Genomic DNA, 11,783 nt, shown 5'->3' with positions numbered 1-11,783 from the left:
CTATAGGCGGATTCGCCAAGGCTGTCAACAAGCGGCGCCGGGCAGACCGGGCTGAGGATCTGCCCCATGATGCCATTCAGATGGGAAGCGCGGCGGGGCTTCGCAACCCCGTCCCTGCGCTAACGCGGAAAGGCGATCTCGGCGCGCAGCCCGCCCAGCGTCTCGCTGCGCCCGAGCCGCAGCTGCCCGCCCAGATTCCGCGCCGTGTCGGCGGCGATGGCCAGCCCCAGCCCAGCCCCCTCGCCGCGATTGCGCGAGCGCGCCGGATCGAGCCGGCTGAACGGGCGCAGTGCCTCTTCGATCTGGTCCTCGGGGATGCCCGGCCCGTCATCCTCGACGGCGATGCGGACCGCGCGCGGCGTCAGCGCAAGCTCGATCCGGGTCTGCTCGCCATAGCGCGCGGCATTGCCGATCAGGTTTTCAATGGCGCGGCGCAGCATATCGGGCCGGAAGGTGGCCTGATCCTCTGCTGCCGAGGCCGGTGCGTGCAGGCTGATATTATGCCCCGAGCGTGCCGCATCGTCGACGATCCGGCGCAGAAACGGCAATAGCGGCAGCGTCTCGGACTGCCCGTCCTGCGCGGCATCGCGGGCGAATGCGAGAAATGCGTTCACCATGCTGGACATATCCTCGACATCGCGGCGCATCGCGGCGATTTCCTCGGCATCGGGCTCGACATCCGGGGACAGCATCGACAGCGACAGCTGCAACCGCGTCAGCGGCGTGCGCAAATCATGGCTGATCCCGGTCAGCATCATCCCGCGCTGCTCGGCCAGTCGCTCCAGCCGGTTGCGCATGTCCAGAAACGCCGTCCCCGCGCTGCGGATTTCGGCCGCGCCGCCGGGGCGATACGGCACCAGCCGCCCCCTGCCATACCCCTCCGCCGCCTGAGCCAGCCGCTTGATCGGGCGCAGCTGGTTGCGCAGGAATATGCCCGCGATCACCGTCAACAGGATCGAGGAAAACCCCAGCAGGACCAATAGCTGATGCGGGTTCGACGCGCTCACCCGTTCGCGGTCGAATGACAGCGTATAGGGCCCGCGCGGCCCGTTCAGCCCCACCCGCACCCGGTCGAGATTGCCAAGCTCCACATGATCGACTTGCGGAAGCTGGTCGCGCAGCTCGTCTGCGACGATACGCCCCGACACATCGTAAAAGACACGGCTGTCCGAGACTGGCGGGCCGGGCACATCCATCCCGATCCGCAAATTCTGCGCGATCGCCGCGGCCTGATGCAGCGAGCGTTCGGGATTCTGCTCTGCCTCGAAACTGCGGACGACATAGCCGATCTCGAGCGCCACGCTGCGGGTCATCTGCCGCGTCACATCCTCGAAATGGCGCTGCAGGAACATGATGCTCACGACCAGAACCAGGGTGAGCACCGGCAGAAGCAGGATCAGCACCGCCCGGCCATAAAGCCCCCGCGGCATCACTTTCTTGAGCCAGTCGAAATCGGGTCCGAATTGCATGGCGCCCCCTGTCTTGCGTGGCTAGGTTAGTGCGCGACACAGTTCAGGGAAACCCGCCGCGATGTTGCAGACCATTCTCGCGCCCAACCCCTCGCCGCTGACCGGCCCCGGCACGAACAGCTTCCTTCTGGGAGAGGACAGCATCGCGGTGATCGACCCCGGCCCCGATATTGCCGAACATCGCGAGGCGATCCTGCGCGCGGGCGGCGGGCGCATCACCCATATCATCGTCACCCACGCCCATCTGGACCATTCCGAGGGCGCCGCCGCGCTCGCCCGCGCCACCGGGGCGCCGGTGCTGGCCTTCGGCACCGCCGACGCAGGACGCTCGCTTCTGATGCAGTCGCTGGCCGCCTCGGCCGGTGGCGGCGAAGGGCGTGACCTCGCCTTTTGCCCTGACCGGTTGCTGCGCGATGGTGACCGGATCGAGACGGCGGAGTGGACGCTGACCGCTGTCCACACCCCGGGACATATGGGCAATCACATGGCGTTTCTCTGGGACGACACGATGTTCTGCGGCGATGTGGTGCTCGGCTGGTCCTCGACGCTGATTTCGCCGCCCGACGGAGATTTGCTGGATTATTTCCGCAGCCTCGACCGGATCGAGGCACTTCGCCCGGCGCGGCTGCTGCCCGCCCATGGCGACGCGGTGGAGGCCCCCCTCGCCCGCGTGGCAGAGCTGCGCGCGCATCGCCAGGACCGCAGCGGCCAGATCCTCGGCGCATTGCGCGACGGCGCCGCCGATGCCGGCACTCTGGCCCGCCGCATCTATAACGTGCCCGAGAAATTGCTGCCCGCCGCAGCCCGCAATGTGCTGTCCCACCTGATCGCGATGACCGAGCTTGGCGTGACAATTGCCCCGGCCCCGATCACACCCGAAACACGATTTTCCCTTCGGTGAAAATTTTGCGACAAACCCTCTGGACGCCCCCGAATCCGGTTGCTATATCGCCCCCGTGTTCCGGCGTAGCTCAGCGGTAGAGCAGTTGACTGTTAATCAATTGGTCGTAGGTTCGATCCCTACCGCCGGAGCCAAAATCTCTTGATAATATATCGCGGAAGGCCTCGCTCCGGCGGGGCTGTTGTCTTTTCATGGTGCGGGTGCCAGCGTTGCGCGCGGCGTTGCCGTGGTGCGGGCGCTCAACCGTAAAGCGCGCGGGCGCGGGTCTCGAAGGCGCGGACGATGCGGCTCATGGCCTCGTCGAAGACCACGCCGATCAGCCGGGCGAGGATGGCATTGCGGAATTCGAAATCGACGAAGAAATCGACTTCGCAGCCGCCCTCGGGAAGGTCGCGGAACGCCCAGCCGGAATGCAGATAGCGGAACGGGCCGTCGAGATAATCCGTGTCGATCTTCAGATCTTCGGGCCACAGAGTCACGCGGCTGCCGAAACGTTCGCGGAAGACCTTGAAGGAAATCACCAGATCGGCCTCGATCACCTCGCTGCCATCCTTCTGCGGGGCGCGGGACCGGATGCGGGCGGCGCTGTTCCAGGGAAGAAATTCGGGATAGCGTTCGACATCGGCCACCAGATCGTACATCTGGCGCGCGGTATAGGGGAGTTTGCGCGTTTCAGAACGGTGGGGCAAAATGGGCTCCGTCGAGGATTTCGCCGGAAATAACCGAAGGGGCGGATATGAACAACCTGATCTGGCTGCTCCGCGCCTCGCGCTGGGCACGCAAGCCGCCGAGCATGAAGATGGTCAAGCTGGTCTACGGCCTCGTCGCCGCCGCCATCGTCATCGTTGTGCTGGAAAAATCCGGCTACTGGCCCGACTGGGCAACGCTGGAGCGGGGACGCGGCGCGCGCATGCCGCGCTGAGCGGGCGGCGCCGGCGCGACCTCATGCCACGCCGGCCGCGCAGCGTTGCTTACAGCCCGGCCTGCGAGAAGGTGTCGCAATTGCGAAAACTGCCGCTTTCGAAACCGCGCATGAACCAGTCCTGACGCTGCGCCGACGAGCCATGGGTGAAGGCGTCGGGCACCACCGCGCGGCCCGCGCTTTGCATCAGCGCGTCGTCGCCCACCGCAGCGGCGGCGTCCATCGCCTCGCCGATATCCTCGCGGGTGATGCGCAGATCCTGCGCCGAGCCCTTCGCCCAGACCCCGGCAAAGCAATCCGCCTGAAGCTCGGTCAGCACCGAAAGCGCGTTGCTGTCCTCCTGGCTCGACCGCTGGCGTTGCGCGGTGACCTTGGGCAGGATGCCAAGCTGGTTCTGCGCGTGATGGCCGACCTCATGGGCGATGACATAGGCCGCAGCCAGATCGCCGCCCGCGCCCATCCGGCGTTCCATCACCTGGAAGAAATCGGTGTCGAGATAAACTTTCTGGTCCGCCGGGCAGTAGAATGGCCCCATCTGCGCCGAGGCACCGCCGCAGGCCGATTGGGTGACGCCCGAATACAGCACCATCTGCGGATCGGTGTAGCCGTCGCCCAGCGCCTCGCCGAACACATCCTCGGTTTCCGCGAGAATGACCGAGACGAACTGCCCCATCTCTTCCTCCTCGGCGGTGAGTTCCCGCGGCTCGCCGGAGCTCTGGCTCTCGGACATGCCGCTCACCAGAGGCGAGATGTCCACGCCGAAGAAATATCCGACGCCGAGCACGACGAGCATCCCGACAAGGCCGATCGACCCCGCGCCGCCCGCGCCCATCCTGCGCCGATCATCGATGTTTCGGCTGCCACGCCGCCCACGCCACTGCATCCCTGCTATCTCCTGCAAGTCGTTGTCCGCGCCCGCAAATCGGCGCGATTTTGCAAGGGTTAACCCTAAGCGGGCTTGACGGTTCCCGCAAGCCGGGCGAGAGGGGGCGCGTTTAACACAGGTGACAGTGATGTTCGATTGGATCGTGTCGGTGATCGACGGTTGGGGTTATCCCGGGGTGTTTCTGCTCATGCTGGCGGAGAATGTGTTTCCGCCGATCCCGTCAGAGGTCATCATGCCGCTGGCGGGCTATCTGGTCGGCGAGGGACGGCTGGGGCTGACGCTGACCATCGTCGCGGGAACGGCTGGCTCGGTGCTGGGCACCAGCCTGTGGTATCTGGTCGGGCAGATGTTCGGCGCGGCGCGGCTGAAGCGCTGGGCGGCGCGATGGGGCCGGGTCTTCACCATGTCGCCGTCGGATATCGATGGTGCGATCGGCTGGTTCAACCGGCATGGCGGCACGGCGGTCTTCTTCGGCCGGATGCTTCCGGCGATTCGGACGCTGATCTCGGTTCCTGCGGGGATCGCGGCGATGCCCTTCGGCCGGTTCCTGCTGCTGACCACCATCGGCAGCGCGATCTGGACGATCCTGCTGACCGTCGCCGGGCTGATCCTTCAGGATCAGTTCGAGCGTGTCTCGGGCGTGATCGACCCGGTGTCGAAGGTGATCGTGATCTCGATCGTGGTGGTCTATGTCTGGCGCGTCGCCACCTGGAAGCCGCATTGAGCGTCAGCGACGATTCGCCACGGCGTATTCACGCGAAAGCGATTTGCGCGGCAGGTGGGCGCGGGCTAGGCGGCTGGCATGATTGATCTTTCCGCACGCATGCTCGCCATTCTCGCAGGCGCAGGCTCAGCGGCGCTGCTGATCGCGGCGCTCGGCTTCCAGTCCATCGGTTATGTTCCCTGCGAGCTCTGCATCCTGCAACGCTGGCCGCATCTGGCCGCAGCGATGCTTGCCGCGCTGATCGTCTGGGCGGACCGGCGGGCGCTGCGCTGGCTGGGGGCGCTGGCCGCCGGGCTGGCCTGCGCCTTTGCGATCTTTCATGTCGGGGTCGAGCAAGGCTGGTGGGAGGGACCGGTCGCCTGCACGGGCGGGATTTCGGATCTTGCCGCCATGTCGACCCAGGATCTGATGAGCAAGCTGCAATCCGCCCCGGTGGTCCGCTGCGACGAGCCGCAATGGTATTTCCTTGGCCTGACCATGGCCGGATGGAACGCGATCTGCTCGGCGGTGCTGACGGCGATATGGCTGCGCGCGGCAACCGGGCGCGGGATCCGTCTCTGACAAGATTGCACACCAGCCTGCGTAGGTGCTATACCGCGCGCCAACAAGATATAGAGGCGCACACGTGGCTGACACCCCCGAAGACGACGATCTGGACATCGCTGGCAGCGGCAATGGCGGCGATGACGGCACTGGACCCGACAATCCGGTGATCCATCATGACGGCCCGCAGATCGACATCACCGATGAAATGCGGTCGAGCTATCTCGATTATGCCATGTCGGTCATCGTCAGCCGTGCCATTCCCGACCTGCGTGACGGGCTGAAGCCGGTGCATCGCCGAATCCTTTACGCGATGCATGAAACCGGGAACACGCACGACAAGCCCTATCGCAAATCGGCCCGCCCGGTCGGCGACGTGATGGGGAAATACCACCCGCATGGCGACAGCGCGATCTATGACGCGCTCGTGCGGATGGCGCAGGATTTCTCGATGTCGCTGCCGTTGCTGGATGGTCAGGGCAATTTCGGCTCGATGGATGGCGATCCGCCCGCGGCGATGCGCTATACCGAAGTGCGCATGGCCAAGCCCGCCGATTACCTGCTGGCCGATATCGACAAGGACACGGTCGATTTTCAGGACAATTACGACGGCAAGGATCGCGAGCCTTCGGTCCTGCCCGCGCGCTTTCCGAACATGCTGGTCAACGGCGCGGGCGGCATCGCCGTCGGCATGGCCACCAACATTCCGCCGCATAATCTTGGCGAGGTGATCGATGCCACGCTGGCGCTGATCGAGAACCCGGATCTTTCGACCGAGCGGCTGATGGAAATCGTGCCGGGCCCCGACTTCCCGACCGGCGGCACGATCCTTGGCCGCTCTGGCATCCGCAAGGCCTATCTCGAGGGGCGCGGCTCGATCCCGCTGCGCGCGAAGACCCGCATCGAAGAGCCGCGCCGGGACCGTTATGCCATCGTGATCGACGAGATCCCCTATCAGGTCAACAAGTCGACGATGATCGAGAAGATCGCCGAGCTGGCCAAGGAAAAGCGCATCGAGGGCATCGCCCATGTGCAGGACGAATCCGACCGCCACGGCGTCCGCGTCGTGATCGAGCTGAAACGCGACGCCACGCCCGAGGTGGTGCTGAACCAGCTGTTCCGCTTCACGCCGATGCAGACCAGCTTCGGGGCGAATATGCTGGCGCTGAACGGGGGCAAGCCCGAACAGCTGGCCCTGCGCGACTTCCTCACCTATTTCATCAGCTTCCGCGAGGATGTCGTCGCCCGCCGCACCGCCTATGAACTGCGCCGCGCCCGCGAACGCAGCCATGTGCTCTGCGGTCTGGCGGTGGCGGTGTCCAATGTCGATGAGGTGGTGGAAACCATCCGCTCATCCGCCGACGCCGCCGAGGCGCGGCAGCGGCTGATGGCGCGTCGCTGGCCGGCCCATGAGATCCTCGAATATCTCAAGCTGATCGACGATCCGCGCCATCCGGTCAACGAGGACGGCACCTATAACCTGTCGGAAACCCAGGCCCGCGCGATCCTCGATCTGCGCTTGCAGCGCCTGACCCAGCTCGGCGTGCAGGAAATCACCGACGAGCTTCAGAAGCTGGCCGACGATATCCGCGATTATCTGGCGATCCTCGCCAGCCGCGAGCGGATCATGGGGATCATCTCGGACGAGCTGCGCGAGGTGAAAGAGCTTTTCGCCGTGCCGCGCCGCACCGAGATCCTCGACTGGGCCGGCGACATGGACGACGAGGACCTGATCGAGCGCGAGGACATGGTCGTGACCATCACCTCGGGCGGATATATCAAGCGCACCGCCCTGGCCGAGTTCCGCTCCCAGAAGCGCGGCGGCAAGGGCCTGTCGGGGATGGCGACCAAGGAAGACGACGTGGTCACCACGCTCTTCGTCGCCAACACCCATACCGAGCTGCTGTTCTTTACCACCGGCGGCATGGTCTATCGGCTCAAGACCTGGCGCCTGCCTCTGGGCGGACGCACCGCGCGCGGCAAGGCTCTGGTCAATATCCTGCCCATTGACGGCGGCACCTCGATCGCGGCGCTTCTGCCGATGGATGCGCCGGAAAGCGAATGGGATCATTATCAGGTGATCTTCGCCACCGATGGCGGAGAGGTGCGGCGCAACGCGCTCTCCGATTTCACCAATATCATGCGCAACGGCAAGATCGCCATGAAGCTGCCCGAGGGCACCAGCCTGATCGGCGTCCGCATGGCCACCGATGACGACGACGTGATGCTGGTCACCGCCAAAGGCCGCGCGATCCGCTTTGCGGCGACCGATGTGCGCGTCTTTCAGAGCCGCGCCTCGACAGGTGTGCGCGGGATCCGCCTCGCCCCCGGCGACAGCGTCGTCAGCATGTCGGTGATCCGCCATTTCGAAGCCGATCCGGCCGAACGCGCCGCCTATCTGAAGATGCGCCGCGCCGTGGCCGGGGCGCTCGATGACGGTGCCGAAGCCGATGAGGACGAGGACAACGTCGCCGAGGGCAGCATCAGCCAGGAACGCTATGCCGAGATGTCGGCGGCGGAGGATCTGATCCTGACCATCACCGAGAAAGGCTCGGGCAAGATCAGCTCCAGCTTCGATTACCCGCTGCGCGGGCGGGGCGGTCAGGGTGTCATGGCGATGGACAAGGCGCTGCGCGGCGGCAGCCTGGTCGCCTCGTTCCCGGTCGACGGGGACGATCAGATCATGCTCGCCACCTCGAAAGGCCAGTCGATCCGCGTCCCGGTCGAGGGCATCAGCTTCCGTTCGCGTTCGGCCGGCGGGGTGCGTGTCTTCAACACCACGAATGGCGAAACCGTCGTCTCCGTTGCACGCATCGCCGATCAGGGCGAGGATGAGGTCGAAGACAGCATCGAATCCTGAGGACGGGGAACAGATTGGACCGACAGAACCAGCTTCTGCGCGAGCGGCTTCAGACCGGATTTCTGGGCATCATCGCCTTTGCGATCCTGATGTTCATGCTCGTGCAGGCACGGTTCATGCTGATCTGCCTGGCGATTGCGATCATCATCTTCTCGCTGACTTCGGATGCGATCAGCGCCATCGCCCGGCAGCGTGTGCCGAACTGGCTGGCCACGACGCTGGCGCTGCTGCTGATCGGGATCGGGCTGCTCTGGGTTTCGGCCACGGTGGTGAGCCAGATCAACGAGGTGGTGACCACGGCGATTTCCTATGCCGAGCAGATGCAGGCCGCCCTGCCCGCCCTGCTGGAATGGATGGGCCCGGAGGCGCAGCGCACCATCGAAACCGCGCTCAGCAACGCCAATGTCACCGGCTGGATGCGCACTGCGGCAGGAGGGGCCTCGGACGTGATCTCGGCTGCGGTCCTGATCTTTCTCTTTGTCGGCTTCATGTTTGCCGAGCGGGTCTGGTTCCCGCTGAAGATCGAAAGCCTGCTGGACGAAGACCCCGTTGCCGCGGCGCGGGTGCGCCAGATCATCAGTTCGATCATGCGCCGCGTGAACCGCTATCTGGTGGTCAAGGCACTGGTCAGCGGAGCGACGGCGCTGTGCCTGTGGATCATCTTTACCACCGCGGGGCTGCCCCTCGCCGGAGCCATCGCGCTGATGACATTCGCGCTGAATTTCATTCCCTCGATCGGCTCGGTGATCGCGACGATCATTGCCGTGGTCATGGCCTATGTGCTGAGCGCCGATCTTGCCACCACCATCGCGGTCGGCGCGGCCTGCACCGCGGTGCAATTCGCCATCGGCAATGTGCTTGACCCGATGCTGCTCGGCCAGACGCTGCGGCTTTCGAGCTTCGGCATCATTCTCAGCCTCGCCTTCTGGGGCGCGATCTGGGGGCTGCCGGGAATGTTCCTGGCGGTGCCGATCATGGTCGCGGTGATGATCGTCTGCGCCCATATCCCCTGGCTGCGGCCCATCGCGATCATGCTCTCACGCGAGGGGCATCCGGATGACGGGCTGACCGACGAGTAAGGCAGCGGGGGCTGTCTGCCCCCGCACCCCCGAGGATATTTAGATCAGGATGAAGCGGGATCAGTCGCGGAAATTGCGGCTTTCCTTGATCTGGTCCCAGGCCCAGACCACCTCGGCCAGACGTTCCTCGTCCGACCGGTCGCCGCCATTCATGTCAGGGTGAAGAATCTTTACCAACGCCTTGTATTGCTTTCGGATTTCGGTCCTGCTCCACCCATCCTTGGCTTCGAGAATATCGAGCGCGCGGCGTTCGGTCGGCGGCAGCTTGCGCCGCGGGCCGGTGTTGCGCACCGACGGGTCGGTGCCGTTCGCGCCGAGGATTTCCAGCGGGTCGCTGACCCCGTGCCGCGCCCAGGCCTGTTCCTGCGCGGCCTTGCCGAAAGGCTTGGTCGGGCGGTCCCAGACCGTCGCATTGTCCAGAAACTCCTGGAATTCCTCTTCCGACTGGCCCTGAAAATAGTTCCAGTTGAGATTGTATTCGCGCACATGCTCCTTGCAGAACCAGTAATAATCTTCGAGCGCGCGCGGCGATTTCGGGGCGCGATACTGGCCCCGTTCGTCGCAGCCCTCGCGGTCGCAGACCCGGGTCGAGGTCTCGAATGCGCCGGTCATGCCGCGGCGGCCCTTGGTGCGGCGCTTCTTGTCCGATTTGGCCGAAAGATCGAATCCGAATGGGTCTTGGTTGCTCATGGGCGCGCCTTGTCTTTTTCGGGTGCCATACTCTAAGCTATTTCGCGTCGGAATAAAGGGGGCACTGGCAAATGATCGCCGAAGACATCCGCAATGCGCTTCAGCAGCTTTCGCCGCACCGGCTTGAGGTGATCGACGAATCCGAGAGCCATCGCGGCCATGCCGGGTTTCGCGAGGGCGGGCAGTCGCATTTCCGCATCCGCATCGCCTCAGCCGAGTTTGACGGGCTGAGCCGCATCGAGCGGCATCGGCTGATCCATCGCACGCTTGGCGATATCGTCCCGCGCATCCATGCCCTTGCGATCGAGATCGGGTGCTGAGGCGGATGTCAGCGGCGCGGCAAGGCCAGTCTAAAACGCGAAAGACCGGGCGCTGGCCCGGTCTTTTCAAGAGAGAAACTGGAGCGGGTGATGAGATTCGAACTCACGACATTTACCTTGGCAAGGTAACGCTCTACCCCTGAGCTACACCCGCATCCGTTTCCGGCCGACGCTCTGTGTCGCCGGTGGAGCGTCATTTAGGTCAGCCCGACCGGGGGTGCAAGCGGAAATCGGAGATTTCGATGAAAAAAATATGTCTTGCGGAGGCCGCGCGCTTCTGACCAGCTCCGCGCCGGAGATAGATGATGCAGCTTACCGACTCCCTCACTGATTTCGTCCGCCAGGCACTCGCTGCCGGGCGCAGCCGCGATGAGATCGACGCCGCGCTGACGCGTGCGGGATGGTCGGACCGCGAAAGAGAACATGCGCTGATGGCATGGGGCGAAGAGCCCGGAATGCCGCCCGTGCCGCGCCCGCGCAGCACCGGCACCGCGCGCGACGCGCTGATGTTCGGATTGCTGTTCATTACGCTCGGCATCGTCGCCTTTCATCTGGGCGCACTCGGTTTCGATGTGATCGAAGAGCTGATCCCGATGCCGGCCCAACATGCCGAACCCAGCGCGGGCAGCATGCGCTTTTCGATGGCGGCGCTGATCGGGTTCGTCCCGATCTTCCTGATCCTGCACCGCAACAGCATGCGCACCGGCAAGGAGAACGGCGGCACCCGCCGGTCCCCTGTCCGGCGTTGGCTGGCCTCCGTGACGCTGCTGCTTGCGATGCTGACCCTGCTCGGGGATCTGGTCTTCGTCGTCTATGCGCTGCTGAACGGCGAGGTCACGATGCGCTTTTTCGCGAAAGCCGCGCTTGTCGCGCTGATCGCCGGCCTGATCTATGGCTATTACCGCGGCGAGACCGATGGCTGACCGGCAAAATATCGCGGCATGGGCAATTGCTGCCCTCGCCCTCTTCCTCGTGGTGGCCGGGCTGCTGTTGACCGGCGGACCGGCGCAGTCGCGTGCCGAATATCGTGACCGCATCCGCATCGAGGACATGATGGATCTGGCGCGCAACGTGGTGTGTCAGGCGGAAACCGGTGAGGTCATGCCCGACGCTCCGGGGGCGACCATCAACTGCCCCGGCCCGCTGAGGCTGACAGATCCGTTCACCGGCGACAGCTACCGCTACGAAACCACCGGTCCGCGCAATTTCCGCATCTGTGCCGGGTTCGAATATCCCGAGAATATCCCGTCCCGGCTCGGCTATGGCGCCGACAGCTTCGACCCCGCGGCGGGCTGCGTCATCTCGGCCGTTTCCATCCCCTGAAAAGCCGCCTTGCCGCACGCTGACCGGCTGGACGCTCCTGCCCGCACGCGCTAAGTCGAGGCCAGC

The 11,783-nt window shown here is 64.8% G+C and carries 13 protein-coding genes and 2 tRNA genes; 10 read left to right on the top strand and 5 right to left on the bottom strand.

From position 1 onward, the window contains the following. Window positions 1–119 precede the first annotated feature (119 nt). Window positions 120–1,469, bottom strand: coding sequence for an ATP-binding protein (locus PAF18_RS03910; RefSeq protein WP_271117320.1), 1,350 nt, complete (start codon window positions 1,467–1,469; stop codon window positions 120–122). 61 nt (window positions 1,470–1,530) lie between these two features. Here PAF18_RS03910 and PAF18_RS03905 point away from each other — a divergent pair, with 61 nt between their 5' ends. Together PAF18_RS03905 and PAF18_RS03900 are read left to right on the top strand one after the other, a co-directional pair. Next, a complete protein-coding gene (locus tag PAF18_RS03905; protein ID WP_271117319.1) occupies window positions 1,531–2,370 on the top strand; it encodes an MBL fold metallo-hydrolase in 840 nt (279 codons plus the stop codon). Between the two features lie 59 nt (window positions 2,371–2,429). Beyond that, window positions 2,430–2,504: transfer RNA gene (locus PAF18_RS03900), tRNA-Asn, on the top strand. 105 nt (window positions 2,505–2,609) lie between these two features. Here PAF18_RS03900 and PAF18_RS03895 read toward each other — a convergent pair. After that, window positions 2,610–3,059, bottom strand: coding sequence for a type II toxin-antitoxin system RatA family toxin (locus PAF18_RS03895; RefSeq protein WP_271117318.1), 450 nt, complete (start codon window positions 3,057–3,059; stop codon window positions 2,610–2,612). 47 nt (window positions 3,060–3,106) lie between these two features. Between PAF18_RS03895 and PAF18_RS03890 the strand changes: the two genes are divergently transcribed. Beyond that, window positions 3,107–3,292 carry a hypothetical protein gene (locus tag PAF18_RS03890; RefSeq protein ID WP_271117317.1) on the top strand — a complete coding sequence of 62 codons (186 nt, stop codon included), beginning with the start codon at window positions 3,107–3,109 and terminating at the stop codon, window positions 3,290–3,292. Window positions 3,293–3,341: 49 nt separating this feature from the next. On the opposite strand, the gene ypfJ is transcribed toward PAF18_RS03890, so the two are convergent. Next, window positions 3,342–4,175, bottom strand: a complete 834-nt coding sequence (gene ypfJ, locus PAF18_RS03885; protein WP_271118051.1) for a KPN_02809 family neutral zinc metallopeptidase — start codon at window positions 4,173–4,175, stop codon at window positions 3,342–3,344. A 130-nt stretch (window positions 4,176–4,305) separates the two neighbouring features. Here ypfJ and PAF18_RS03880 point away from each other — a divergent pair, with 130 nt between their 5' ends. From PAF18_RS03880 to PAF18_RS03865, 4 genes are all read left to right on the top strand, one after another. Then, window positions 4,306–4,902 (top strand): DedA family protein, encoded by a 597-nt coding sequence (locus PAF18_RS03880; protein ID WP_271117316.1) that lies wholly within the window; start codon window positions 4,306–4,308, stop codon window positions 4,900–4,902. A gap of 78 nt (window positions 4,903–4,980) precedes the next feature. Further along, window positions 4,981–5,463, top strand: a complete 483-nt coding sequence (locus PAF18_RS03875; protein WP_271117315.1) for a disulfide bond formation protein B — start codon at window positions 4,981–4,983, stop codon at window positions 5,461–5,463. Between the two features lie 190 nt (window positions 5,464–5,653). After that, window positions 5,654–8,305 carry a DNA gyrase subunit A gene (gyrA, locus tag PAF18_RS03870; RefSeq protein ID WP_434802249.1) on the top strand — a complete coding sequence of 884 codons (2,652 nt, stop codon included), beginning with the start codon at window positions 5,654–5,656 and terminating at the stop codon, window positions 8,303–8,305. Window positions 8,306–8,319: 14 nt separating this feature from the next. Next, window positions 8,320–9,384, top strand: a complete 1,065-nt coding sequence (locus PAF18_RS03865) for an AI-2E family transporter (RefSeq protein ID WP_271117314.1) — start codon at window positions 8,320–8,322, stop codon at window positions 9,382–9,384. 60 nt (window positions 9,385–9,444) lie between these two features. Here the strand turns inward: PAF18_RS03865 and PAF18_RS03860 are convergent, their stop codons facing one another. After that, on the bottom strand, window positions 9,445–10,074 hold the full coding sequence (locus tag PAF18_RS03860) for a J domain-containing protein (RefSeq protein WP_271117313.1): 630 nt from the start codon (window positions 10,072–10,074) through the stop codon (window positions 9,445–9,447). A gap of 71 nt (window positions 10,075–10,145) precedes the next feature. On the opposite strand from PAF18_RS03860, the gene PAF18_RS03855 reads away from it, so the two are divergent. After that, the gene (locus PAF18_RS03855; RefSeq protein WP_271117312.1) at window positions 10,146–10,394 is read left to right on the top strand and encodes a BolA family protein; all 249 of its coding nucleotides are present in this window, start codon (window positions 10,146–10,148) and stop codon (window positions 10,392–10,394) included. Between the two features lie 79 nt (window positions 10,395–10,473). On the opposite strand, the gene PAF18_RS03850 is transcribed toward PAF18_RS03855, so the two are convergent. Continuing rightward, window positions 10,474–10,548 (bottom strand) — tRNA-Gly (locus PAF18_RS03850). 151 nt (window positions 10,549–10,699) lie between these two features. On the opposite strand from PAF18_RS03850, the gene PAF18_RS03845 reads away from it, so the two are divergent. Continuing rightward, complete coding sequence (locus tag PAF18_RS03845; protein WP_271117311.1) at window positions 10,700–11,317, top strand: DUF5671 domain-containing protein; 618 nt, start codon at window positions 10,700–10,702, stop codon at window positions 11,315–11,317. Beyond that, window positions 11,310–11,717: a hypothetical protein gene (locus PAF18_RS03840; RefSeq protein ID WP_271117310.1), complete on the top strand. Its 408-nt coding sequence runs from the start codon at window positions 11,310–11,312 to the stop codon at window positions 11,715–11,717. The genes PAF18_RS03845 and PAF18_RS03840 overlap by 8 nt, the downstream gene beginning before the upstream one ends. The last annotated feature ends 66 nt before the right edge of the window (window positions 11,718–11,783 follow it).

The organism is Paracoccus sediminicola (assembly GCF_027912835.1).
Lineage (GTDB): Bacteria > Pseudomonadota > Alphaproteobacteria > Rhodobacterales > Rhodobacteraceae > Paracoccus > Paracoccus sediminicola.
Note: the sequence above shows the minus strand (reverse complement) of the source record. Positions and strands in the feature narration are given on the sequence as shown.

Bases quoted from the DNA above. Each gene is read 5' to 3' on its own strand.
- PAF18_RS03910 (WP_271117320.1), bottom strand. From the start codon at position 1,469: ATGCAATTCGGACCCGATTTCGACTGGCTCAAGAAAGTGATGCCGCGG.
- PAF18_RS03905 (WP_271117319.1), top strand. From the start codon at position 1,531: ATGTTGCAGACCATTCTCGCGCCCAACCCCTCGCCGCTGACCGGCCCC.
- PAF18_RS03890 (WP_271117317.1), top strand. From the start codon at position 3,107: ATGAACAACCTGATCTGGCTGCTCCGCGCCTCGCGCTGGGCACGCAAG.
- ypfJ (WP_271118051.1), bottom strand. From the start codon at position 4,175: ATGCAGTGGCGTGGGCGGCGTGGCAGCCGAAACATCGATGATCGGCGC.
- PAF18_RS03880 (WP_271117316.1), top strand. From the start codon at position 4,306: ATGTTCGATTGGATCGTGTCGGTGATCGACGGTTGGGGTTATCCCGGG.
- PAF18_RS03875 (WP_271117315.1), top strand. From the start codon at position 4,981: ATGATTGATCTTTCCGCACGCATGCTCGCCATTCTCGCAGGCGCAGGC.
- gyrA (WP_434802249.1), top strand. From the start codon at position 5,654: ATGCGGTCGAGCTATCTCGATTATGCCATGTCGGTCATCGTCAGCCGT.
- PAF18_RS03860 (WP_271117313.1), bottom strand. From the start codon at position 10,074: ATGAGCAACCAAGACCCATTCGGATTCGATCTTTCGGCCAAATCGGAC.
- PAF18_RS03855 (WP_271117312.1), top strand. From the start codon at position 10,146: ATGATCGCCGAAGACATCCGCAATGCGCTTCAGCAGCTTTCGCCGCAC.
- PAF18_RS03845 (WP_271117311.1), top strand. From the start codon at position 10,700: ATGCAGCTTACCGACTCCCTCACTGATTTCGTCCGCCAGGCACTCGCT.
- PAF18_RS03840 (WP_271117310.1), top strand. From the start codon at position 11,310: ATGGCTGACCGGCAAAATATCGCGGCATGGGCAATTGCTGCCCTCGCC.